25 protein-coding genes and 1 riboswitch are annotated in these 22,381 nt (G+C 43.6%); of the genes, 10 read left to right on the top strand and 15 right to left on the bottom strand.

The window, feature by feature from the left end:
- Positions 1-26 precede the first annotated feature (26 nt).
- The 5 genes from R8G66_04880 to R8G66_04860 all read right to left on the bottom strand — a co-directional run bounded on the left by R8G66_04880 (position 27) and on the right by R8G66_04860 (position 3,895).
- Positions 27-752, bottom strand: a complete 726-nt coding sequence (locus R8G66_04880; protein ID MDW3191671.1) for an alpha/beta fold hydrolase — start codon at positions 750-752, stop codon at positions 27-29.
- Positions 753-930: 178 nt separating this feature from the next.
- Positions 931-1,149 carry a hypothetical protein gene (locus R8G66_04875; GenBank protein MDW3191670.1) on the bottom strand — a complete coding sequence of 73 codons (219 nt, stop codon included), beginning with the start codon at positions 1,147-1,149 and terminating at the stop codon, positions 931-933.
- Positions 1,150-1,396: 247 nt separating this feature from the next.
- On the bottom strand, positions 1,397-2,035 hold the full coding sequence (locus R8G66_04870) for an alpha/beta hydrolase (GenBank protein ID MDW3191669.1): 639 nt from the start codon (positions 2,033-2,035) through the stop codon (positions 1,397-1,399).
- 2 nt (positions 2,036-2,037) lie between these two features.
- Complete coding sequence (locus R8G66_04865) at positions 2,038-3,270, bottom strand: DUF819 family protein (protein ID MDW3191668.1); 1,233 nt, start codon at positions 3,268-3,270, stop codon at positions 2,038-2,040.
- Positions 3,260-3,895, bottom strand: a complete 636-nt coding sequence (locus R8G66_04860) for a CoA pyrophosphatase (GenBank protein ID MDW3191667.1) — start codon at positions 3,893-3,895, stop codon at positions 3,260-3,262. The genes R8G66_04865 and R8G66_04860 overlap by 11 nt, the downstream gene beginning before the upstream one ends.
- A 313-nt stretch (positions 3,896-4,208) precedes the next feature.
- Here R8G66_04860 and R8G66_04855 point away from each other — a divergent pair, with 313 nt between their 5' ends.
- The 3 genes from R8G66_04855 to R8G66_04845 all read left to right on the top strand — a co-directional run bounded on the left by R8G66_04855 (position 4,209) and on the right by R8G66_04845 (position 6,449).
- Entirely contained in the window at positions 4,209-4,919 is a 711-nt protein-coding gene (locus R8G66_04855; GenBank protein ID MDW3191666.1) for a hypothetical protein, read from the top strand.
- A gap of 82 nt (positions 4,920-5,001) precedes the next feature.
- Positions 5,002-5,946 carry a hypothetical protein gene (locus R8G66_04850; protein ID MDW3191665.1) on the top strand — a complete coding sequence of 315 codons (945 nt, stop codon included), beginning with the start codon at positions 5,002-5,004 and terminating at the stop codon, positions 5,944-5,946.
- A gap of 65 nt (positions 5,947-6,011) precedes the next feature.
- A complete protein-coding gene (locus R8G66_04845; GenBank protein ID MDW3191664.1) occupies positions 6,012-6,449 on the top strand; it encodes a PH domain-containing protein in 438 nt (145 codons plus the stop codon).
- A 6-nt stretch (positions 6,450-6,455) separates the two neighbouring features.
- Here R8G66_04845 and R8G66_04840 read toward each other — a convergent pair whose 3' ends face one another.
- The 4 genes from R8G66_04840 to R8G66_04825 form a co-directional block, all read right to left on the bottom strand.
- Positions 6,456-7,478, bottom strand: coding sequence for a tetratricopeptide repeat protein (locus tag R8G66_04840; GenBank protein MDW3191663.1), 1,023 nt, complete (start codon positions 7,476-7,478; stop codon positions 6,456-6,458).
- Positions 7,479-7,540: 62 nt separating this feature from the next.
- Positions 7,541-8,221, bottom strand: a complete 681-nt coding sequence (locus tag R8G66_04835; protein MDW3191662.1) for a head GIN domain-containing protein — start codon at positions 8,219-8,221, stop codon at positions 7,541-7,543.
- 97 nt (positions 8,222-8,318) lie between these two features.
- Positions 8,319-8,882: a DUF255 domain-containing protein gene (locus R8G66_04830; protein ID MDW3191661.1), complete on the bottom strand. Its 564-nt coding sequence runs from the start codon at positions 8,880-8,882 to the stop codon at positions 8,319-8,321.
- A 185-nt stretch (positions 8,883-9,067) separates the two neighbouring features.
- Positions 9,068-9,529: a hypothetical protein gene (locus R8G66_04825; protein MDW3191660.1), complete on the bottom strand. Its 462-nt coding sequence runs from the start codon at positions 9,527-9,529 to the stop codon at positions 9,068-9,070.
- A 126-nt stretch (positions 9,530-9,655) separates the two neighbouring features.
- Between R8G66_04825 and R8G66_04820 the strand changes: the two genes are divergently transcribed.
- Positions 9,656-10,924 (top strand): aminotransferase class V-fold PLP-dependent enzyme, encoded by a 1,269-nt coding sequence (locus R8G66_04820; protein ID MDW3191659.1) that lies wholly within the window; start codon positions 9,656-9,658, stop codon positions 10,922-10,924.
- 47 nt (positions 10,925-10,971) lie between these two features.
- Here the strand turns inward: R8G66_04820 and R8G66_04815 are convergent, their stop codons facing one another.
- From R8G66_04815 to R8G66_04805, 3 genes are all read right to left on the bottom strand, one after another.
- On the bottom strand, positions 10,972-11,700 hold the full coding sequence (locus tag R8G66_04815; protein ID MDW3191658.1) for an alpha/beta hydrolase: 729 nt from the start codon (positions 11,698-11,700) through the stop codon (positions 10,972-10,974).
- 2 nt (positions 11,701-11,702) lie between these two features.
- Entirely contained in the window at positions 11,703-12,446 is a 744-nt protein-coding gene (locus R8G66_04810; GenBank protein ID MDW3191657.1) for a hypothetical protein, read from the bottom strand.
- Between the two features lie 119 nt (positions 12,447-12,565).
- On the bottom strand, positions 12,566-13,081 hold the full coding sequence (locus R8G66_04805; GenBank protein MDW3191656.1) for a hypothetical protein: 516 nt from the start codon (positions 13,079-13,081) through the stop codon (positions 12,566-12,568).
- Positions 13,082-13,228: 147 nt separating this feature from the next.
- Positions 13,229-13,320, top strand: a riboswitch (TPP riboswitch).
- Between the two features lie 39 nt (positions 13,321-13,359).
- On the opposite strand from R8G66_04805, the gene thiS reads away from it, so the two are divergent.
- Genes thiS through thiH form a run of 6 tightly spaced genes read left to right on the top strand, consistent with a single transcriptional unit; the run spans position 13,360 to position 18,565 of the window.
- Positions 13,360-13,566, top strand: a complete 207-nt coding sequence (gene thiS, locus R8G66_04800; GenBank protein MDW3191655.1) for a sulfur carrier protein ThiS — start codon at positions 13,360-13,362, stop codon at positions 13,564-13,566.
- A 10-nt stretch (positions 13,567-13,576) separates the two neighbouring features.
- Positions 13,577-15,448 carry a phosphomethylpyrimidine synthase ThiC gene (gene thiC, locus R8G66_04795; protein ID MDW3191654.1) on the top strand — a complete coding sequence of 624 codons (1,872 nt, stop codon included), beginning with the start codon at positions 13,577-13,579 and terminating at the stop codon, positions 15,446-15,448.
- Positions 15,426-16,037 carry a thiamine phosphate synthase gene (locus R8G66_04790; GenBank protein MDW3191653.1) on the top strand — a complete coding sequence of 204 codons (612 nt, stop codon included), beginning with the start codon at positions 15,426-15,428 and terminating at the stop codon, positions 16,035-16,037. The genes thiC and R8G66_04790 overlap by 23 nt, the downstream gene beginning before the upstream one ends.
- Positions 16,034-16,693 (top strand): thiamine phosphate synthase, encoded by a 660-nt coding sequence (locus tag R8G66_04785; GenBank protein MDW3191652.1) that lies wholly within the window; start codon positions 16,034-16,036, stop codon positions 16,691-16,693. Before R8G66_04790 ends, R8G66_04785 begins: the two co-directional genes overlap by 4 nt.
- A complete protein-coding gene (locus R8G66_04780; protein ID MDW3191651.1) occupies positions 16,690-17,460 on the top strand; it encodes a thiazole synthase in 771 nt (256 codons plus the stop codon). The genes R8G66_04785 and R8G66_04780 overlap by 4 nt, the downstream gene beginning before the upstream one ends.
- On the top strand, positions 17,453-18,565 hold the full coding sequence (gene thiH, locus R8G66_04775; protein MDW3191650.1) for a 2-iminoacetate synthase ThiH: 1,113 nt from the start codon (positions 17,453-17,455) through the stop codon (positions 18,563-18,565). Before R8G66_04780 ends, thiH begins: the two co-directional genes overlap by 8 nt.
- Before the next feature lie 3 nt (positions 18,566-18,568).
- Here thiH and R8G66_04770 read toward each other — a convergent pair whose 3' ends face one another.
- The 3 genes from R8G66_04770 to R8G66_04760 are packed head-to-tail and all read right to left on the bottom strand — an operon-like array spanning position 18,569 to position 22,237.
- The gene (locus R8G66_04770) at positions 18,569-19,267 is read right to left on the bottom strand and encodes a nucleotide-binding protein (GenBank protein MDW3191649.1); all 699 of its coding nucleotides are present in this window, start codon (positions 19,265-19,267) and stop codon (positions 18,569-18,571) included.
- On the bottom strand, positions 19,264-20,691 hold the full coding sequence (locus tag R8G66_04765) for a hypothetical protein (GenBank protein MDW3191648.1): 1,428 nt from the start codon (positions 20,689-20,691) through the stop codon (positions 19,264-19,266). The genes R8G66_04770 and R8G66_04765 overlap by 4 nt, the downstream gene beginning before the upstream one ends.
- Before the next feature lies 1 nt (position 20,692).
- On the bottom strand, positions 20,693-22,237 hold the full coding sequence (locus tag R8G66_04760) for an asparaginase (GenBank protein ID MDW3191647.1): 1,545 nt from the start codon (positions 22,235-22,237) through the stop codon (positions 20,693-20,695).
- Positions 22,238-22,381: the final 144 nt, after the last annotated feature.

Below are 22,381 nucleotides of genomic sequence, written 5' to 3'. Positions count from 1 at the left end.
AGAGAAAAATCTGTTCGCTCCTTAATTTATTGATGCATCCAACGATGGATGATCTTCGCGACTTCCTGCTTTTGGGTATCGATCATGAGATCATGTGCGCCTCCCGCAATGATGTCCAGATCGGCTCCATATTTTTTTGCGGTTTGCGCCATCTCCCGGGTAGTAAAGATCTCATCTTCCTCTCCTCCTATGACCAGCATGGGTCCTGAATAATTGGATTTTCCCAATGGAAACAACAATTGCAGGTAGGCGATAAAAGACTCGGCACAAAGCTTCTTTCGATAAGTACTTCTCTTCTTGTCCGAAATTTCTGTACCAAAAAACAGTTGGTCATAAGCACGGGTAAATCCCAGGAGGTCTCCTTTCAATAAGTATTTGATGGAACCTGGATGTTTTTTGATCACTCGTAAACTCGCAGCAAGTGCACCCTTAGCAGGAACGGTGGCTAGCAAAACAGCTTTTTTGCAGGTCCCTTTCCTCAAATAGCGTTGAACCGCCATACCTCCCATAGAATGTCCAATGATGATGGGTGGTTCCTTTATGGCTTTTACTGCTTCCTTAATATTTCGATCAAAATCTGAGAGTCTTACATGTCTAATAGACTCTTCATTTCCTTCTTGATGACCTTCCAGTTCAATGGCCAAGCACTGATACCCCTTGCTCTCAAAAAAGGGAATAAAAGCATCATGCCAGCACCAACTTCCATGACACATGCCATGCACAAACAAGAGGGTTCCTTTTGAAGCACTCATGTTTCAAATATGAGAAGGAACTCAATATGGGTCAAGTAAAGGTGTGTCTATCTCTATACCGTTCAGCAGGCACGATATTAGTTGCCTAGAAAATTAGCTTGTGAAGTAGCCTGCATTTAATCTTTTTCGTTGCGTTTAATGCGTAGTATTCCATTACAGGACTTTGAATCCTGTAAATTCAAACAAAAACCACCTCATTGACTCGAAGCACGCATTGGTCTTTGGTATTCCCTTCCAGCAAGGGCGTCGCTACCACACGTTTTTCGTCCGGTAGATTATTAATGCTTTCATGATATTGATTGATCAATTCCAGGATTTGATTGTAGTCCTGTATGCCAATGGAATAAAATCGGTGGTCAAACCTCCCTTTTACGACAACATTCTCGTTTGTATTCATGGCAAGCTCTCTTTGGTTCCTAAGCAATTTACCAATTATGCAAACGATTGAAAAGTCATGAACACTGACTTTTATCAGGACAACAACAAAATTAATCACCTGTGAAAAGGTTGATTAGAATCTGATGAGACCTTTGCGAGCATGAGATCTGGCCCAAGAAACAATAGGTAATCCCAAAACCCTTTCTCTAAAGCAACAGGAGTTGCCAGAAGTTTGGCTGAATTTTCTGAACCTATTACGTGATCAATTAAAGGTTAAAATCTCCGAGAATCTCGGCTTTAACCTCATGCTTTCCATGAAAGACCAACTTGTTGGCCGGCCGTCCAATAAGTGCTTCGAATTTCTGATGTTCCTGATCAAACTGGCCATTGGAATCAAATTGATCTTCATCTCCGTAAACAAAATGCGCCTGTAAATCAGACCAATGTACTACCATTTCAGGAGTAAGTTCAAGAGGAATAGTACCCGCCCAAACAATCATTTTATTGAAAGTCAGCTGAGCATGCTTCGCATAACGCATCATGGTAGCTGTACCCTGAGAGAAGCCCAGGAGGACTATTTCGGCTGAGTGATCCCCAAGTTCGGCTTCAACGACTGCATCAACATACCGGGCCTGATTCTCAATTTCTGTCAGTCGATCTTCTTTGGTCATCCAGGAAGCACCTACCCGCCCAGTAAAGCCATTGAGGTAATATTTGGAAAGTCCCTGCGGCGCAATAATGAAATGCTCATTCGGATCCAGTACTTCAAATTTTTTCAGGAAAAACTCTGTCAGCTGACCTTGCCCATGAAAAACAATCCAAATCTTCCTGGTAGTGGACTTTAGCGAATTAAGCGTACGATAAGACGTCTTAAGTGTTACGTCTATGTGTTTTTCAACTGACATGATTATTGCGCTGCGGCTTGCATCATGATCCCACAGAGGTAAGCGCCGTAGGTACCCACCACATAGCCCATCACAGCTAATAATACCCCTACAGGTGCCAGGGACGGGTGAAATGCAGCTGCAACAATTGGCGCAGAAGCTGCACCTCCAACATTCGCGGTACTTCCGACTCCTACAAAGAAATAAGGTGCTTTGATCAGCCACGCTACCAGGACCATGAGACCCACATGGAACAACATCCAGGTAATCCCAACCAGAAACAGTCCGGGATTTTCGAAAATGGCAAACAGGTCCATCTGCATGCCTATTGTAGTTACAAGCACATAAACAAACACCGACCCTACTTTAGATGCTCCCGCACCTTCAAGATCTCTTAGCCTCGTAAAGGACAAGCCTAATCCTATGGTGGTTGCGATGACGACCAGCCAAAAGAATCCGGAAGTCAGGCTGTATTGTTCCAATGCAGGAAAGTTCTCTTTTATGGCTGGTGCAATGATATCACTGAGGAAATGCCCGACAGCTGTAGCGGCAAAGCCCACCATAAGGATGTTCATCAGGTCTTTGGTGGTAGCTAACCTGGTCACACGCTCCTGAAAGTCTTCCATCTTTTCTTTCAGAGTGACAATGGAGCTTTCATCGGCCTTCAGGAACTTATTGATTTTTTTGTTGTAGCCCACACCAACGAGTAAGGTTCCGATCCAGATATTACCAACGATGATATCGACAGTTACGAACTTGGCAAACAAGTCGTTACCTACTTCAAACACTTCTTTCATGGCGGCCTGATTGGCGCCTCCACCGATCCATGAACCCGCCACAGTGGTCAGCCCGCGCCACATTTCTTCGGTGGGTGGTAATGCAATGATGTCCTGGGGAATGGCCGAAAAGATCAATAATGTTATGGGTCCGCCGAGCATGATCCCCAATGTTCCGGTCAAGAAAATGATCAACGCTTTAGGGCCCAGCTTCAACAATTCTTTAAGGTCTATGCTAAGGGTGAGCAAGACCAAACTTGCTGGCAACAAATACCGGGACGCCACGAAATACAAACGGGATTCTGAAATATCGATGACACCAAAAGTGGACAATAGTGACGGCATCAGGTAACAAACGAGGACTGCCGGAACGACGGAATAAAAACGCTTCCATCCGGGGCGATCACTTGCCGCTGTGGTGAAGACAAGACCAAGGACCAACATCAGCAATCCGAAGATCACCGCATCATTACTGACCATAGATATTTTTGGTTAGGGTTACAAATTCGCTTAGCATCATCGCCGTAGCTCCCCAAACGACTTTTCCATCCAGATCGTAGTAGGGTGCATCAAATGTAATGCCTTCCGCGGGAGTTATCTCTTTTTCCTTGACCGTTTGGGGGTCCAGCATGGCTTCCAGGTCAGCTTTCACAACACCTGCCACTTCACGTTTATCGGGAATGAACTGTGGGAATTCTTTTGCATAAGCCACCACAGGAAGGATCTGAAAATTACTTGCTGCTACGAAAAAGGAAGTCAGGCTACCGACGATCTCAATCTTTTGAGGATCAATGCCCAGCTCCTCATGTGCTTCACGAGTGGCTGTCTCGATGAGGTCAGCATCTGATTCTTCTGCTTTTCCTCCAGGCAACGCAATCTGACCACTGTGTACCCCTCGATATTCAGAACGCTGGATCAGCGGAAACTGAATATTGCCATCTTCTTCATACAGTAAGATCATCACTGCACCGGGTCTGGGTGGCGTATCGAATTTCATTTTGAAACCCGGACGATGTTTAGGGGACATGATTTGATGTGCCTCTGCTCCCGGTAACGCTCCTTTCAATGTTTTCGCCAGTGCAGCGACTAACTCCTGTATGGTCATGGATTTCAAATCTAAAATGGAACAGTTAATTAATGAATAGGATTTGAGACACAAATCATTAATTGTGCAAAATGCTCTTGTGCTAAAACAAAATAGAAAGTCGTCATTTCCATCGCATGCGGGAATCTCAAACTCATTTCGTACATCCAAACATGAGATTCCTGAACTACGTTTCGACCGGGAGGGGCAGGAATGACGATTAACACGAGAACATGAATAGGCACCAAGTTTCAAAAATCAAAGACGAAGCTTATTGCACTTCGCACCAAACCACTAAGTCGATTTTACTTACATTTAAAGTACTTTTTTACTCATGCTTGAACTACCGGCTTTTATACCCTACATCTTTGTGGCCATCACCATTGCCACACTACTATTCATTATTGCGGCAGTAGATAAAGCCACTCCAAAGAAAACCAACTTCACTGCTACCATCGTCGGCACAGCTATTATCCTCTGGCTGTTTTTGATCGCCCTGGGAGCTTTCTATGGCTTTTTTGAGGATTACGAGGCTCGCCCTCCGCGGCTGTTTCTTTTGTTCGCGGTGAATACGCTCGTAATGATCGTGCTGTTTTCAATCAAGCGATCCAGGGCATTGATCCAAAAGCTACCGATCACGATTTTAACATTCATCCATATCATCCGCATCCCTGTGGAAATGGTCCTATGGTGGCTGGCTAATGAAGGAATGTTAGATCATAAACTCACGTTCGAAGGATCCAATTTTGACATCCTGATTGGGATCACAGCGCCCTTTGCGGCCATTTTTATGCTGGGACTAAAAAGTAAAAGCCGCTTCGCTGCCATTATCTGGAACATCGTGGGCATCCTCATGCTGGCCAACATCGTGATCATGGCCATCCGAGCAAGCCCTTATTTCTATGATCCAGCCCTATTTGGCAAACCCAACATAGCTGTCTTCTATTTCCCTTTCATTTGGTTACCCGGATTTGTTGTACCTGCTGTGCTGTTCTCTCATATTACTTCTTTGTATCAGCTATTTACTGATACAAGAGAAGATTGATGTGATTAAGTCGACAATCAATCAGGTTTAACTAGCAACAAAATACAACTAGCTTTATTCTAAACATCGACCTTAAGCATCCATGAGAAACACATTCTTTTTAATCCTAATTGTGCTTTCAATCCAAGTCTATTCGCAAGAAGACAAAACGTTATGGACAGCCGCCTGGAGTCCTGATGATGAACTCATCGCCATTGGAGGTAGTCAGGGTGAATTGAAGCTTTTCGATGGAACGTCTTTTGAACTACTAAAAACCTATTCGGTTGGTGATGTGATCCTAAGTCGGCTAAAATGGCACCCTACCCAAAACAAATTGGCCGTAATCACCCAAAGCCAAAGTTTCAAGGCTAAAATCCTTGATTTGAATGAAGAGAAATGGATTGAGTTGGAAGGACTGGAGAGCAGTATCCGAGGACTTGACTGGAATCAGGATGGCGAACTATTGGCGGTATCCGAATTTGAAGGAGAAATTTCCATATTTGATACAAGTGGAAAGAGAGTTTCCAGGTTCATCGCTGATGACAAATCTGTGGCCGGTATTGATTGGCATCCATCCGAAAATATACTGGTTGCGGTAGGATCTACGATAGGACTGTTCACTCATTTAGGGGATTCCATCAAGATCTTTAGCCCTCGCGAAAAAGAAGTATTTCTTTTATGCGTCGAGTGGCATCCATCAGGAGAATTCTTTGTAACAGGCGACTATGGCGAATTCGAGGACGGGGAAAACAAACTCCTTCAATACTGGAGTAAGGAGGGCGAAAAACTAAATGAAACAGGAAGAAGCATCGCGGAATACAGGAATATCCGATGGAGTCCTAATGGTAAATCGCTCGCCAGTGCCAATGATGCCCTAAACATTTGGGACCATGACGGGAAACTTCTTCATCAATCCGAGCGCTCCGATGATTACCTATGGGGGGTAGATTGGAATGCTGATGGTAGCCAAATCATTACAACGAGTGACCGAGGCGTCATTGCCCTTTGGGATAGTGAGGCGAACCTCATTCAACGAATTGAATACTGAAAGCACCAACACTCTATCAAACGTGACCACTCAACCTGAAGTATACATCTCTCGTTCAATCATGTATGAAACCCACTACTTATCGATCCAGCATCAGTCCAATTTTATGGACATTCATTTGGTTGATCATCGGGGTGGTTTTTTACCTCACAGTTAAGCCAGCATTTTCTCATCCGAATATTTTTCACGCCATATTATTGATGTTGATCTGGGTCCCGATGCTTGGATTCCTTGTGACAGTAATGTTGGGCACACGATATCGATTAAATAGGGATGAACTTACTATCAAGGTAGGACCAATCACAGAAGGAAGGATTTTACCTGAAGATATCTGGATGCTGGAACGTACTTATCATGCCATGGCCTCCCCAGCGAATGGATTGAAAAGAATCAGAATCACTCATGCAGAAGGTGAATTACTCGTATCCCCAGCGAACGAGCGGAAATTCATTGAACACCTGAAGGCTATCAATCCAAAGATCGAAGAAATTGGACTAACGTGAACGAAATCAGTTTCCACAAGCTGATACCAATCTTTTCTCCGCCCATTGATCTCCTTCCTCTACACCTTGTTTCCAGGCCTCACAAGCTTTTGATGAGTTTCCATTTTGGAAATAAGCCTCTCCGAGATAGCCGTATATATTTTCTACGAAGTTTTTTGAATCTCGAACCTGCTCCAGGTATCGAATTGCTGAGGCAGCATCTCCTTTTTTCAAGTTGTAAATACCCTTGTTTCGGTAAGCCCACATGTTGGTACCGTCTAATAAAATGCTTCGATTGATGTCAGCGATCCCTGATTCGAGCGAATCCATTTCAAGCCAGGTCTTCCCGCGATTATTCAAAAAATAAGGATTGTCTGGCTCAAGTTCCAGGGCTTTGATGATGCTCTCCATTGCACCTGTATAATCTTGGTTGGCCAATTGGATTTGATTGCGTGTATTGTAAGCATGGGCATTGTCCGCATTGGCTGCCAGCGCCTTTTCTAACCATTCCAGCGCTTCTTCATCCTGCTTTTGATAGTGCCGAAGGGTACCCATGTTCACCATGGCTTCATCATTGGCTGGCTCCAATCGAAGTACTTCCTCAAAGGCTTGCGCTGCTTCACCGTAAGCCCGGCTTTTGGTCAAAACGATGGCTTTGGACTGGTGCAGGAAGGCAGAATCGGGAAAGACCTGGATTAGTGCCTTCCAATCATTCAGCGAGGGTGCGAATCGATTGACTTGCTCGTAGGCATAAGCACGATTGCCGATCGCTTCGTAGTACCTGGGATTGATGTTGATGGCTTCGTTATAGTCCAGGATGGCCTCGGCAGCACGGTCATCATTCATTTTAGCCACACCGCGGTTGTTATATGCTAATGAAAAGTCCGGATCAATGCGGACCGCATTATCAAAGTAATGGATCGCTTTGTCATAATCTTTGAGTGAAAGGGCATCGTTCCCCTGAAGAAAAAACCGGTCTCGTCGGGTATCATCGTTATCGAGGCAGCTGGCCAGGAATAACAACACAGAAAAGCATAAGAGAAATCGCATAAAAAAGCCTGTGCAAATCTACACAGGCTAACTCCTTAGTATACTGAAAATGTTTCAGGAACTTAAGACTTTCTTACGCGCCCGCCACTACTTGAGTCCGCATAGACTTTAGTTGGATTGCCACGGTAATAAACAGAACCTGAGCTGCTCGCATCTGCTTCAAGTTCTTTGGTAACAAAAACGCGTGCATCTCCTGAACTGCTGGCATCTACTTCTGCTTCTTCACTTTCCAGATCGTAACCGTCATAATCTCCTGAGCTGCTAACTCTCACATATTGCTTGATCGCCTTTCCTTCAATGGTGAGGTCACCCGCACTACTGACGCGGACCTCCAACTCTTCTACATCCACTTCTACTTCCACATCGCCTGCACTGCTCACTTCAATTTCCAGGGATTCCGACTTAATTGGTCCATCTGAAGAAAGATCTGCAGCTGAAGACACATCAATCTCTTCCAGCTCTTTGTAAGTCACATAGACACGCACACTCACGTTTCTCCAATTGCCCTGACGCATTCTGATCTTCAGACGACTGCCAAAAACCTCCGTCAACACATTGTCTGGGCTGGTACCATCTACTTCGACAATGGCCTTTTCTTCATTCCCGGCTTTCACTTCTACATCAATGGCCTCACCAACTGAAATAGATGAAAAAGACTTGAGTTTTCTGGTATCTCGATCCTGCGCTATCACAGCGGTCAGGCAGAAGAAAAGACAAATTGAATAGGCAACTAATTTTTTCATAATACTCGTTTATTCTGATCGTGCATTTCCTAAATGACAAGGCACAAAAAAAAGGGTTGCAAGAACCCTTTAAAAATATTTTTTATCACAGGTCTTATCAAGGTCCAAGAGGACTGTCGTAAGAGTTCTGAAAATCTTGCCAAGGCGTATTTTTATATTTATCTCCACCAATGTATTTGATGATCGTATCAAAAAATGGTGCTTTTTGATAGCCAGGAATGGCCTGGAGAGGGTTCAATTCCTCATCAATAAATACGGTCATTGGATAAGAGGCCTTTTTATTCATCAAAGCATAAGCCAACTCGTGGATACCATTTCTGCCTCCTTGTGGTGGTGGAACATATTTAAACGTATGTCCATGAAATTCAATGTCTTCTTTGTATTTCTCTGCATTGAACTTAACTGCGTAGAAGTTGTCGTTCAAGTACTCCGAGATCTCGGCTCGTGAATAAACGTCCCGATCCATGCGTTTGCACCAGCCACACCAGTCTGTGTAGAAATCCACCAGGATCTTACGAGGCTCTTCTTCATTTCTTTTCAGCGCTTCCTCAAAGGAAATCCACTCGACCTCACCCGCACGGGTCTCTTCTTTTTCCGGGTTATCCGCCGAGATGAAGGAAATCATCAACGCCAAACCCAACATGTATCTCAAGATCTTCATAAAACCCTAGATTAATTATTCCTTAAAAGTATCATAATCCCTACAGTTTTCCGAGCTAAATAGTTTCAATCGCTCCATGGAATGACGTGAGGCTTACTTTTCAGCACACGATCAATTCAACGTACTTGTTTTGAATTAAGTGCCTTTTTCGACCAATGGCTCCAGCCTTTCGCTAAAACATTCGATCAATTCCCTCCACCAAACACGAAATCCGTGCTGTTATAAGTCGTACCGAAGGTCTTGCTAAGCGTGATCACCTGATCCAGCGCGTCTTTGAATTGCTCCACTTCCAATTCGGCCAGGGGATGGGTAAAAACCGACCATACAACACCATCGAATACAGCGTATTTTGCATCTAAAGCACGGTCAAAGTTGGCCTCCAGCATCAATTTATACTGCTCCTGTTTGATGTCTTTCTCTTCAATGATGGGACTCATGATCCGCATTCGATTGGCATTTTCATCGGTCAGGATCATGGTCATTAGCTCCTGATAGGTAAATTGCCAGGCACCGAGCTGACCTTTCACATCTTGTGCCTCCCGATAGAGAATCTTCTGGATCTTTTCATTCGTCATGTCATCAAAGGCATTCTGAGCGATGGTCATGTGAACAAAAAGCAGGAAACAACAAGTCAACAAGGATTTCATAATTCAATTGTTTCCGGTAAGGTACCAGATATTGAGAGAATTACTTAACGCGTTAATTGAATAATTCTAAAGGGTAGGCTTCACGACCTTCTTCCAATTCAAACCATAAGTCCTTATCTTTCAAACATGGATAAGCGCACGTTCATCAAACAGTTTTCTGCCCTCAGCATGGGGGCACCATTCACCTTGCAGCATCTGGATCAATTAGTAGCAACCAAAGCCGATGTGACTCCCGCTCAATTGGCTCAGGATGAAACATTCTGGAAAACCATTCGAAAAGGCTATCGATTGAAAGACGAGTACATCAATCTTGAAAATGGATATTACTGCATTCAACCTGAGGAAACGTTGGAAAATTTCATCCAGCATGTTCGAGAGGTGAATTATCAGGGCTCCTATTACATGCGCACGGTCCAATGGGAAAACAAGAAGAAAAGCTCCGAAAAACTGGCCGCGATGGCTGGATGTTCGCCCGAAGAATTAGTGATCACCAGAAACACAACTGAATCTTTGGACTTGATCATTGCTGGTGTTCCCTGGCAGGAAGGAGATGAAGCGGTAATGGCAGAACAAGATTATGGTGCTATGCTCAACCAATTCACATTAATGGAAAGCAGACATGGCATCGTTGCGAAGCGGGTTTCTCTGCCTAATCACCCAAATAATGATGAAGAAATCGTCGATTTGTATGCCGCTGCCATCACTGAAAAAACCCGACTCTTAATGGTTTGCCATCTGGTGAACATCACCGGTCAGGTGCTGCCTATTCGTAAAATCTGTGACATGGCACACAGCAAGGGTGTGGAAGTCATGGTAGATGGCGCTCATGCTTTTGCTCATCTGGACTTCAATATTCCGGACCTGGATTGTGATTACTATGGAACAAGTCTGCACAAATGGCTTAGTGTTCCTCTTGGAGCTGGTTTTCTTTATGTGAAAAAGGGGAAAGCCAATAACATAACCCCACTGCTGGCCGAAGGGCCGAGGGATGCTGATGACATTACCCGTTTGAACCACATTGGTACTCATCCAGTGCATACGGATCTCACCATCCTCAATGCCATTGACTTTCACAACAAGATTGGAACGAAACGCAAGGAAGCTCGACTGAAATACCTGCAAGACTACTGGACTTCTAAAGTCCGGGACTTGCCTCAAGTAAATGTCAACACGCCAAAGGAAATGGAGCGTCATGGTGCCATTGGGAACGTAGGTATTGAAGGCATGGAGCCCTCAACATTAGCGAAGAAACTCCTCGATGAACACAACATCTGGACCGTGGCCATCAAACGCATCAATGTAGAAGGCGTTAGGGTAACACCTAATGTGTATACCACTACGGAAGAACTGGATGCATTCGTGCAGGCGCTTAAGGTATTGAGTGGAAATGCTTGATTGGTTTTTGGTTATAGTTAATGATCAGGCTGTAATCCTATTTCCCGTCATGATGACGGAGATTTATCTAACAAAACCTCTTTAACCAATTGACTGATCTCCTCCCCTCTCGTCAGAGTGATCATGTGGCTACCTCCAGGCACCAAAATGTCATAATCGACTTTTCGAATGGGAATGGTATGGTCTTTATTGCCATGGATGTGAATGATGTTTTTAGGAGCATCAGTTCGGTCCCAATGCATGATCATCTCAATGGTACGTCTAAGAAAAATGGCGTCTTTGTCCCGAAGCATCGCTTTGAAAGTTTCCTTTTCTTTTTGTCGGTCTGGTTCGACGATGGGTTGTAGCAGCTTTGCTCCGAACTTGGCAGTCTTCGGTGACACCAATTTGTAAATCGGAACCTTACTCTGGAATGTATACCTACCCGGAAGTTCGTGGCGTCCTTTGGCACTAGAAATGATGATTACTTTTTCGGCATCCACCAATTCGCTCATCTCTGTGGCCAGCATGCCACCAAGAGAAACGCCTAGTAGAATAAACTTATTTGTGGTATCTATCTGCCGCGTCAGCTGTTTCGCGTAATCCTGCATGCTCATCCCAGCCTCTGGTCGTTCATACACCACGTGCCGAGCCTCGAAACCTTTAGGCAAAGTCAGGTTATTGAACAAACGACCATCTCCGCCCTGACCAGGGATCAAATAAACCGGTATGTTTTCTTGCGCATTGGTCATAGAACTTATGCTATAAAATAACCAGAGGAATATTATACGATTCATCCTTAAAAAGTTCGAACGATATACCAATCATTGATCAGGTCATACTTATTCCTTCGGATAACCAATCCCAATCGATGCAACAGATAACTCAAACCACCCAGGACAACTCCTGCAGCCATCAACGGACCTGAAAAAGCATTGGAAAAGGCTTCATCACTCTGGGTCCAGACGACACCTACTCCAAAGAGAAGACCTGAATAACCAAAACTTACAAAGCTGGCTGTATTGACCATGTCTCCAAAAACACGGGCACCAATGTCATTGTACACTTTTACCTGATGAAGGTTATCAATATCGAACTTCAGCTCTTTTCCTGACCTGATCAAAGTCAGGGTATCCCCCACCAATGATACAAAATGGCCCCGATAAACATCCTTGCCCGATAAAAATGATTTTTCGTAGGATAACCCCACGGAATCTGCCGGAAAAGGTATTACAAAAACTTTCATGAGTGTCCCCTTCTTCACCCATTTCCTTTTGGTTCCACCATACCGCTGTATCACCAGAATATCACGATTCACAAAGGCTTCAAGAGAATCTATTTGGCTTACCGAACCTTCTGCAGTGATATTGAATTGATGGTCAAATCTGATGGAAGTTCCGAATACTTCTGAAGAAGCACAGAGAATAATGCAGGCAATTAAAAAAGCAACGATTGCGTGTGTTGAATTGATCTGTTGAATGGCTTTAGTAATCATATAAGAAAGGTTAGAATTGCCTAAAAACAGCTCCAAGGCTAATTTCATTAAACATGTTATTGTGAATTGCAGATTTCCGTCATGAACTATATATGATCATTCCGAACGAATCATTCATCTTTTCAGAAAAGAAAAATCCGGCTCAGAAAATACCACATTGTAATTTTTTAAAAATTATACCCCAAACCTACCCCTAGGCCTAACGTTCCAATGGTCGTTTTGAAGGTAATTCCTCCATTCGGAGGCTGATAACGATAACCAATTTCCAGTAGAGGCAAGGGAATCAGGTCTGGGCTTTCGGTCAATACATCCTCATAATCTCGGAGAGAATCCACCAATAAAAACAAGCCTAATCCAGATTCAAAGTGGTGCTGACGTTTCCCTGTTAACATGGTGACTCCCGCCAAAACCCCGGATCCACCCTCCCCAAACGCTACAGCGATCCCTCCTATTCCGATTCTGGAATTGAATTTAATTCGCTCATTTGAAACTCGGGCAAACGTATATTCCAGGTTAAACGTCCCAGTATGCAGAAATACCATCGTTCCAGTTTGAAGGTAGACTGATATACTGGATTGTTCCACGTCCTTTAATTCCTGGCACAATACTTCATTAGCGCTAAAGAAGCATATCAAACAAAAACAAATCCGGTAAATGCCTTTCTTGGTGTTCTGCAAATTCATGAATGAATAAAGTTGATCATTTCGTAAACCTATGATCAAGCTGTAAGCTCATTGTAGTAAATTTCCTTAAACCATTATATCTAAGATGCAAGATTCCTTCGGTGAATAAACCCATCTCCTTTTCATGGAATTTCTTATATATATTTGCCACGACTTTAGGGGTGCCGTTCCAGGCTGAGATCATACCCTCAAAACCTGATGCTGGTCATGCAGCCGAAGGGAAAAGCGAGAAATCTACCGTAACCGGTGGCTCCTGAAGCGTATTAATTCATTTGCTTATGAACATTAAGCTGAACGATAAGGAGTTCTCTTTGCCCTCTGAAAACTTGTCACTAGGTAATTTTCTAAAAGACCAGAATCAACATTACGATACAGGTGTTGCCCTCGCGGTTAATGATCAGATTGTACCTCGACAACAATGGGAGGACTACCTTTTAAAACCAAACGATAATATTCTCATCATCACCGCTGTTCAAGGCGGATAAAACAAATTCTATGAGTAGAACGGACAAAATTCCAGCAGCTGATGTGATCACCCGTGATCCATTCCCGGCTTCCAAAAAAGTGTATGTCTCTGGAGAAATCCATGACATCAAAGTGGCCATGCGGGAAATCACGCTAAACGATACCAAACTCAAGTTTAATCCTTCTGCACCGGTGGAGCAAAACCCCGCTGTGACAGTATACGATACCAGTGGACCTTACACAGATCCTAATGTAGATATTGATGTGAAGCAAGGGTTACCCAAGCTACGTGAAGAATGGATTGATGGTCGTGGTGATATAGAAAAACTAGAAGGGATCACTTCTCAGTATGGCCAGGAAAGGCTCAATGATAGTTCACTGGATGCTTTGCGATTCAAACACCTGGCCAAGCCTAAAAAAGCACAAGCGGGTAAAAACGTGACGCAGATGCACTATGCCAAACAAGGCATCATTACCCCGGAGATGGAGTATATCGCGATCCGTGAGAATCAAAAAATTGAAGAATGGAATCACCTGAATGAGCAGCATCCGGGTGAAAACTTTGGGGCGAATACGCCTAAGGAGAAAATCACCGCCGAATTTGTCCGTGAAGAGGTTGCAAAAGGTCGTGCGATCATCCCAGCGAACATCAATCACCCGGAATCTGAGCCAATGATCATTGGTCGTAATTTCCTAGTGAAGATCAATGCGAACATTGGAAACTCTGCGGTTACTTCCAGCATTGAAGAGGAAGTAGAAAAAGCCGTGTGGGCGTGCCATTGGGGTGCGGATACCATCATGGACCTGTCTACTGGAAAAAATATCCACGAGACCCGTGAATGGATTTTAAGAAACAGCCCCGTACCAATCGGAACCGTGCCTATCTACCAGGCATTGGAAAAAGTTAATGGTAAGGCCGAAGACCTCACCTGGGAAATTTTCCGAGACACCTTAATTGAACAAGCTGAACAAGGCGTGGATTACTTCACGATTCATGCGGGTGTCCGTTTACCATACATTCCTTTGACGGCCAAGCGCGTAACAGGAATAGTCTCACGTGGTGGCTCCATCATGGCCAAATGGTGTCTGGCACATCACAAAGAAAGCTTCCTATATACCCATTTTGAAGAGATCTGCGAAATCATGAAGGCCTATGACGTTTCCTTTTCATTAGGAGATGGCTTGCGTCCTGGTTCTTTAGCGGATGCCAATGACAAAGCGCAGTTTGCGGAATTGGAGACTTTGGGAGAATTGACCAAGATCGCCTGGAAACACGATGTACAGGTGATGATCGAGGGTCCCGGTCACGTGCCCATGCACATGATCAAAGAAAACATGGAAAAGCAATTGGAAGCGTGTGATGAGGCACCTTTCTACACGCTCGGGCCATTGACCACTGATATTGCTCCCGGATACGATCACATCACTTCAGGAATCGGCGCCGCCATGATCGGATGGTACGGTTGTGCGATGTTGTGCTACGTGACACCAAAGGAGCACCTGGGATTACCCAATAAGAAAGATGTGAAGGATGGTGTAATTACCTACAAGATTGCGGCACATGCCGCGGACCTGGGTAAAGGACATCCTGGTGCCCAATACCGGGACAATGCGCTGAGCAAAGCTCGATTTGAATTCCGATGGGAAGATCAGTTCAACCTTTCTCTTGATCCGGATACGGCACGTGAATTCCATGATGAGACATTGCCTGCCGAGGGTGCAAAAGTGGCTCACTTCTGCAGCATGTGTGGACCAAACTTCTGCTCGATGAAAATCACTCAGGATGTGAGAGAATACGCTGCTGAGAAAGAGCTGACTACTGATCAAGCACTTGAAGAAGGAATGAAGCAAAAAGCAGCCGAATTTGCGGAAACGGGAGGTGAAATCTACATCGACCAATAAAGCTTTCGAGATCGTGGTGATCACTGCTGAAGGATCGGTCAGCGAAGAAGCAACCACCTGCAATGCCTTAATGGAGGCAGGTCTTAGGAAGCTTCATGTACGCAAACCACATGCTTCAGCAGCACAAGTCAAAACGCTGATCCGGGAAATTGATACTGATTTCCGGGATCGGCTCATTGTACACGAACACCACGAACTAGTTGAGGAAATGAATTTGGGCGGATACCATATCAAAAGCACCGGCAACGCTCCGGAAGACACACATGGAAAACATGTTTCCTGGTCTTTTCATGCATTTGAAGAGATTCAGGCTTGTTCACAAACGCTGAATTATGGTTTCCTCAGCCCTATTTTCGACAGTTTATCAAAGTCCGATTATCAGGCCCGTTTTTCCATTGAATCCCTGAAAGCCTTCCTATTAAAGACGCCTCACTTCCCGATTTTCGCTTTAGGCGGCATATCTGTGTATAATGTATCAAGCACAAAAGCCCTTGGATTTAAAGGCGCTGCTGTACTCGGAAGTATCTGGCAACAAACTAAGGTATCTGATCGACTGACACAATATCAAAAATTAATCAATCAGGCATGATTTCCCGGTTGCATTATATCTCACAAGACTTACCTGAAAAAGATCACGCTACATTGATCACCGAAGCATGTGAAGCTGGGGTTCGTTGGGTACAGTTGCGATTGAAAGACCTTCCCAAAAAGGAAGTGAAGGCTATTGCTTCAGATGTGCGACAGATCTGCAATGAATTTCAGGCTACTTTCATCCTAAATGACCATGTGAAAATCGCTGCGGCAGTAGAAGCCGATGGCGTTCATATTGGAAAGAAGGATATGCCACCAGCAGAAGCCCGTGAAATCCTCGGTGAGGATATAATCATAGGCGGAACAGCCAATACACTGGAAGACATCCGCAGACTTAATAAAAGCGGGGTGAATTACATTGGTCTGGGTCCTTTGCGATATACCTCCACGAAAGCGCAGTTGAGTCCGGTGTTGGGCATAGAAGGCTACCGACACCTGATCGGTCATGCCAAATCAGAAGGAAATAAGTTGCCAATTATAGCTATTGGCAGTGTTCAGCTAAAAGATATCAATGACCTGCTGGATGCCGGAGTTTATGGCATCGCTGTAGCCTCCCTGATCAATAAGGCGGAGGACAAAGAAGCAATTGTGAACAATGCCTTACAACGACTGGCTCCAGACATTCCTGCCCCTCAAACCATGATGAATTTATGAACGAATTAATCGTAGGTAATAAAACTTTCAAATCCCGCCTTTTCACCGGTACGGGTAAATTCAGCAACAATCAGCTGATGAAAACCGCTTTGGAAGCTTCAGCATCCGAATTGGTCACCGTTGCCCTGAAACGTGTGGAGGTCAACAACAAGGAAGACTTACTACTCGACCAATTGAACCACCCGCGGATCAATTTACTGCCCAATACTTCTGGTGTTCGCTCTGCAAAGGAGGCTGTATTTGCAGCACAATTGGCCCGGGAAGCCCTGGAAACCAATTTCATTAAACTCGAAATTCATCCAGACCCTAAGTACCTGATGCCAGATCCTGTGGAAACCTTGAAAGCGACCGAAGAATTGGCAAAACTGGGTTTTGTGGTGATGCCTTACATCCATGCAGATCCGGTATTGTGCAAAAGACTCGAAGAAGCCGGAACGGCAGCGGTCATGCCATTGGGGTCCCCTATAGGCAGCAATAAAGGCCTAAAAACGATCGATTTCCTGGAAATCATCATTGAACAAGCCAAAGTACCGGTCGTCGTAGATGCGGGCATAGGCGCGCCTTCTGATGCAGCCAAAGCCATGGAAATTGGTGCGGATGCCGTACTGGTCAATACGGCCATTGCTGTATCAGAAAATCCCGTAGAAATGGCCATTGCCTTCAAAATGGCGGTAGAAGCAGGTCGTATGGCCTATGAAGCCAAACTGGCCTCTCCGGTGGTTCATGCGGTGGCTAGTAGTCCATTAACTTCTTTTCTGAGTGAGTAGCTTCAAGGACATATTCGATCGCCATTCCTGGGACCTGGAAAAGGAATCCATTTATGGTAAAACTGCTGCGGATGTAGAACGTGCATTGACTAGTCCCGCCCGTGATCTCGAAGATTTCAAAGCGCTGATCTCCCCAGCGGCCACTCCATACCTGGAAGACATGGCACAATTGAGTCAGCAGCTTACCCTTCAAAGGTTTGGAAATACAATCCAGTTGTATGCGCCTTTCTACTTGTCCAATGAGTGCCAGAACATTTGCACCTATTGTGGCTTTAGCCTGGACAATAAGATCCGTAGAAAGACCCTTTCTGATAAGGAAATACTGGCGGAAACAGCCGCCATCAAAGCCATGGGATTCCAACATGTACTGTTGGTCACCGGAGAAGCGAACCGTACGGTAGGCGTCCCCTACCTGGCCAATGCCATCAAACAAATCCGCTCGCATTTTGCCAATGTGAGCATGGAAGTACAGCCGTTGGATCAGCATGAATATGAGGAATTGATCCCCCTCGGATTACATGCCGTATTGGTCTATCAGGAAACTTACCACAAGGCCGATTACAAAAAGCATCATCCTAAAGGCAAGAAATCCAATTTCGATTATCGACTGGAAACCCCTGATCGTTTAGGCAAAGCTGGCATCCACAAAATGGGCCTCGGCGCTTTGTACGGCCTGGAAGACTGGCGAGTGGACAGCTTCTTCGTTGCCCTGCATTTGGATTATCTGGAACGAACCTACTGGCAGACGAAATACTCGATTTCCTTCCCCAGGTTGCGTCCCTTTTCGGGAGGTCTGGAACCGAAAGTAGAAATGACTGACCGTGACCTGGTGCAATTGATCTGTGCCTACCGCCTCTTTGACCAGGAAGTGGAGCTTTCCTTGTCTACCCGAGAAACGGAAGTTTTCAGGAATAATGTCCTTAAACTGGGCATTACCTCGATGAGTGCGGGATCCAAAACTAATCCTGGAGGCTATTCAGTAGAACCTCAATCCCTGGAACAATTTGAGATCTCCGACGAAAGAACTCCCGAAGAAATCAGCGAACTCCTGCTGAAACAAGGCTATGAACCCGTTTGGAAGGACTGGGACCTGGTGTTGGAGTAGAAGCTATTTGATAATGGTAGTCTGCGTAAGGGCATTTTTGATCTCCGCGTAGGCCGCCTTTATACCATTAGTCACATCGATGTATCGCCAGCCTTTCACATCTGAGGGCATTTTTACCTTGCCTTTTCGTAAGACAATTACTTTTCCACTGAGCCGTCCCAATGCTCCAACAAAATATCCAAATTCGAAAGTCACATTCTGTCGAGGTAAAAGTATTTCCTCACCCGACTCATCCAGACATGGATCATCTCCAGTCAAAAGGACAAAAACAACTGTCGCTTTTGATGCGTAATCTTCGAAAAGTTCTATTAGGGTCTTGCCACCTGGAGCCTGCTGTTGTAGCGAAATCGGCTCTTGAAAACCAAAATCATTTTGAAGGAGGTCCTTCAATTCAAACAAGGCTGCAGAATCATGCCCATGCACAATGAATGGTCTGACTTCAGAGACAATAAGTTTTTCTTCAGGAGCACTTTCTTCCACAGTAGTCTCAATAGAATTCAACATATTGAGTATTTGGCCCTCATATGGTTGTCCTAGTTTTTGAGCAATCTTGTTGACGACCGCATCCAAGTTTTCTTCTGATTGCTCTAATAATTCTACAGCAGTAGAAATTAAAGACTTATAGTGTTCGATCAAATCACCACTTAATGTACTTACCGTATCAAGGAAGTTTAATAACTTATTTTCATCTCTTTCACTCATTTGATTCGTTCCTGAAAAACGGGATTTGGAGTTAATTCATACTTGTACTTTTCATTTACTTCACTTTTTATGGATTTCATTTTCTCCATATCAGTTTCAATCAAAAAAATGCAGTAATTCTGTCCCGGCTGGAACTGTTCACAATGGTTCAATTTTGGCTTATGTTTAATCTTTAAAGGTAACTGTACTACTTTTTCTAGCACACCTTGAATATAACCTGCTATGAAACTACAGAGGTTTACATCATCATTTCCCCTTTTATAAACCACAAAATTATCTGACAGTTTTATTTCGAAAGTTTTCTCTGGAGACTCTTCAAAATCAGCTGGGATATTATCCTTAATCAGTTCTAACTTTCCGAAACCAACGTCAGAGTCAAAGTCACACCACTTTTCAATTTTTTCAATCAAATCCAATCTCTCATTCTCTTGCTGAATAATTTCATGCATTGTCCATCCGAAACTTAGCCCACTCAGATATCCAGCATTCAGAATAATATTTTTGGGCATTTGAGCAATTACCTCTTGTGCTTTTTTTCCACTATTCTCTTTTTTGAAATCATCTGACACAACTGTCTTTAACACATCTTCTACACCGTGAAAAATCGTGGATAAAATGTTATTAAAAGTTTCAACTTTAAAAGCGATGTTTCGACTTTTATCAGATGTATTGATGAGCATACCACGTAATTTCAAATATTGAAAAACACGCGTCTCGCTCTTCTCTTCTCGATCAACAAAAACATAGTCCATTACGCTTTTGTCGTCATTTATATTCCTATGATTCAGTTCGATCCTATGGGCCTCTAACCTAAGGTGTTCATAATTAGCGAGTAAGTGAAAGGGCTGTATCTGCAAATCTTTACGGCGAGCTAACAACAATGCTGTAATGGCATTTAAAATTTGTTGTACTGCCAATTTCCGTCCAATATCTGAGGTATTTGGAAGTAAACAATAATCAATCAACCCAGCAACTTCAGCAAACTTGTAAGACTTTAGCAGCGGAGAATGAGTTTCATAATTCTCCCCGGCTAACTTGAAATAATTGACTGATGGATCATCTATCAATTCACAGATTTTTCTCAATTCCTGATCTTCCAAATTGATATTTTTGTCAGGATCACCATGAATATCATCAAATTTTGGGCGATAACTTTTATTTCTTGATAGCTTTCTATGATTTTTATCAATTATGTTGATTATCAGCCTTTTAAGAAGATTTTGGCATTCTTCAGCACACTCTATGTATTTTGAAGAATTATCCCATCCCTGATCAAAAAGTGCTCTAACTCTTCTATACTCTTTCTCAAAAGAGGATAATTCATAGTTTTCGTCTATCGAAGAGCCGGTTTCAGATGGTTTTACATCGGTCTCTTCAACCAAGTTATCTTCAACTTCCTTAATAGGTTTTGCGGGCTTACTCATATCAATGAGAATCAGTGTAAAGACTTAGGAAAATAGACCGGCATTTTACTTTTGCCCCAATAGCTACAATGGTCACGGACACAGTACCACCGGTATCTATCACTGTTTTGGCTGTATTAGATGCATCACAAACCAGATTCGAGTTTTCACTTATCTCTTCAAGGTCTGAAATAGATTTCACAAACTCGGCCGATTGAACTGGTGTATCCACATCTGCATTGGGTTCATTGATAAATATCCTAACCTCAAATGCCTGATCATTTGCCGGCTCGATCTCCATTCCCTGAATTCTTAAAATCGCGCTATTCAACCTATCTGACTGATATTTACCAGGAATTGACTTGCCATTTGTAAGGATAACCTTGTCATCTGAAGAATCATGGTATTCTACTTTGGTCCATTTAATATCATGAAGGTTTTTTGATTGTTCGCCACGTACAGAAAATTGTAATTGTGCTTTTGCTTCCTCTATATCTTTATACCTTGTTAGGGCCCAATTGAGTTTGATCAGCGCTGCTTCATAGGTGAGATCAAGTCCGCTTGAAACTCCTGCTTCCAGTAAACCACTACTTGCTTCATAAAGCCCCATTTCCACCGTCCCTTCCGAGCATTGTGTTACATTCAAAACAGGAATTGGTTTCGCATACCCTTCTCCTCCTTTAACTGCAGTTTCGATGACCTCAATGAATTCTGGTGAAGTCTGCATATTTCCCGTACCATAGGTCAATAAGATTACCCCATCAATCCCTTTTGTTTTGAGGTCTCTTTCTAATTGTTGTGGAGTAATATTAGGATTTACAGGAATTACCTTGATGTCCTTGTCTAATTTTTTTGTAGCAAAGAATTTCCTTTCTTCATTATTAACTGGCTTCAAGATCACATTCTCATCAATATCTATATGTTCCCCAAGTTTCCCAAGAGCAGGAAAATTGGGGCTCATAAACCCCCGAAATCCAGAAGAACTAAATTTCGTACTTCTATTACCTCTTAACAAGTGGTCTCGAAAACACAATGACACCTCCGGAATGAGGGGTTGACCAGTTGCTTTATACCCTGCAATCTTTACTGCACTCACCAGGTTCTGAACTGCATCGGTTCGAGGATCAGTAATTGGCAATTGTGACCCAGTTACGACAACAGGCTTGGCCAGGTTATTGAGCATAAATGACAAAGCGGAGGTGGTAAAAGCCATCGTATCCGTACCATGTAAAATGACAAAACCATCAAATTTTTGGTAATACATATCAATGATATTAGCCATCGCCATCCAATGCCTTGCTGTAACATCAGAAGAATCCACCAGATCATCGAAGGATATCATACCTAGCCTTATCTGATCCGCCTTTCCAAGTTCCGGAACGACCTTCATCAAGTCTTCCAATTCAGCGGGTTTCATTTTTTTGATATTGGGATTATTGGGATTTTCAGGGACCATCCCAATTGTACCTCCCGTGAAAACGATACAAACCCTGCTCTTGGGCTCATCATTATCCTCATCCCAAACGCTCCATGTGATGTCACTAAATCCTACTTCTTCATCTATCATAATAAAATACAATTAATCTTAACGAGACAAACCTATGAACTGGGATAGCCAATTAAATCACACTTAAAAATGAAATGGTGCTTAGCCTATATTGACTAGCCATTTATCATTGTTTTTGGGGATAAAATAGTGTCGTTATCAAAC

This window comes from Cytophagales bacterium (assembly GCA_033344775.1).
Lineage (GTDB): Bacteria > Bacteroidota > Bacteroidia > Cytophagales > Cyclobacteriaceae > JAWPMT01.
The sequence above is the reverse complement of the archived record's forward strand: the minus strand, read 5'-3'. Positions and strand labels throughout refer to the sequence as shown.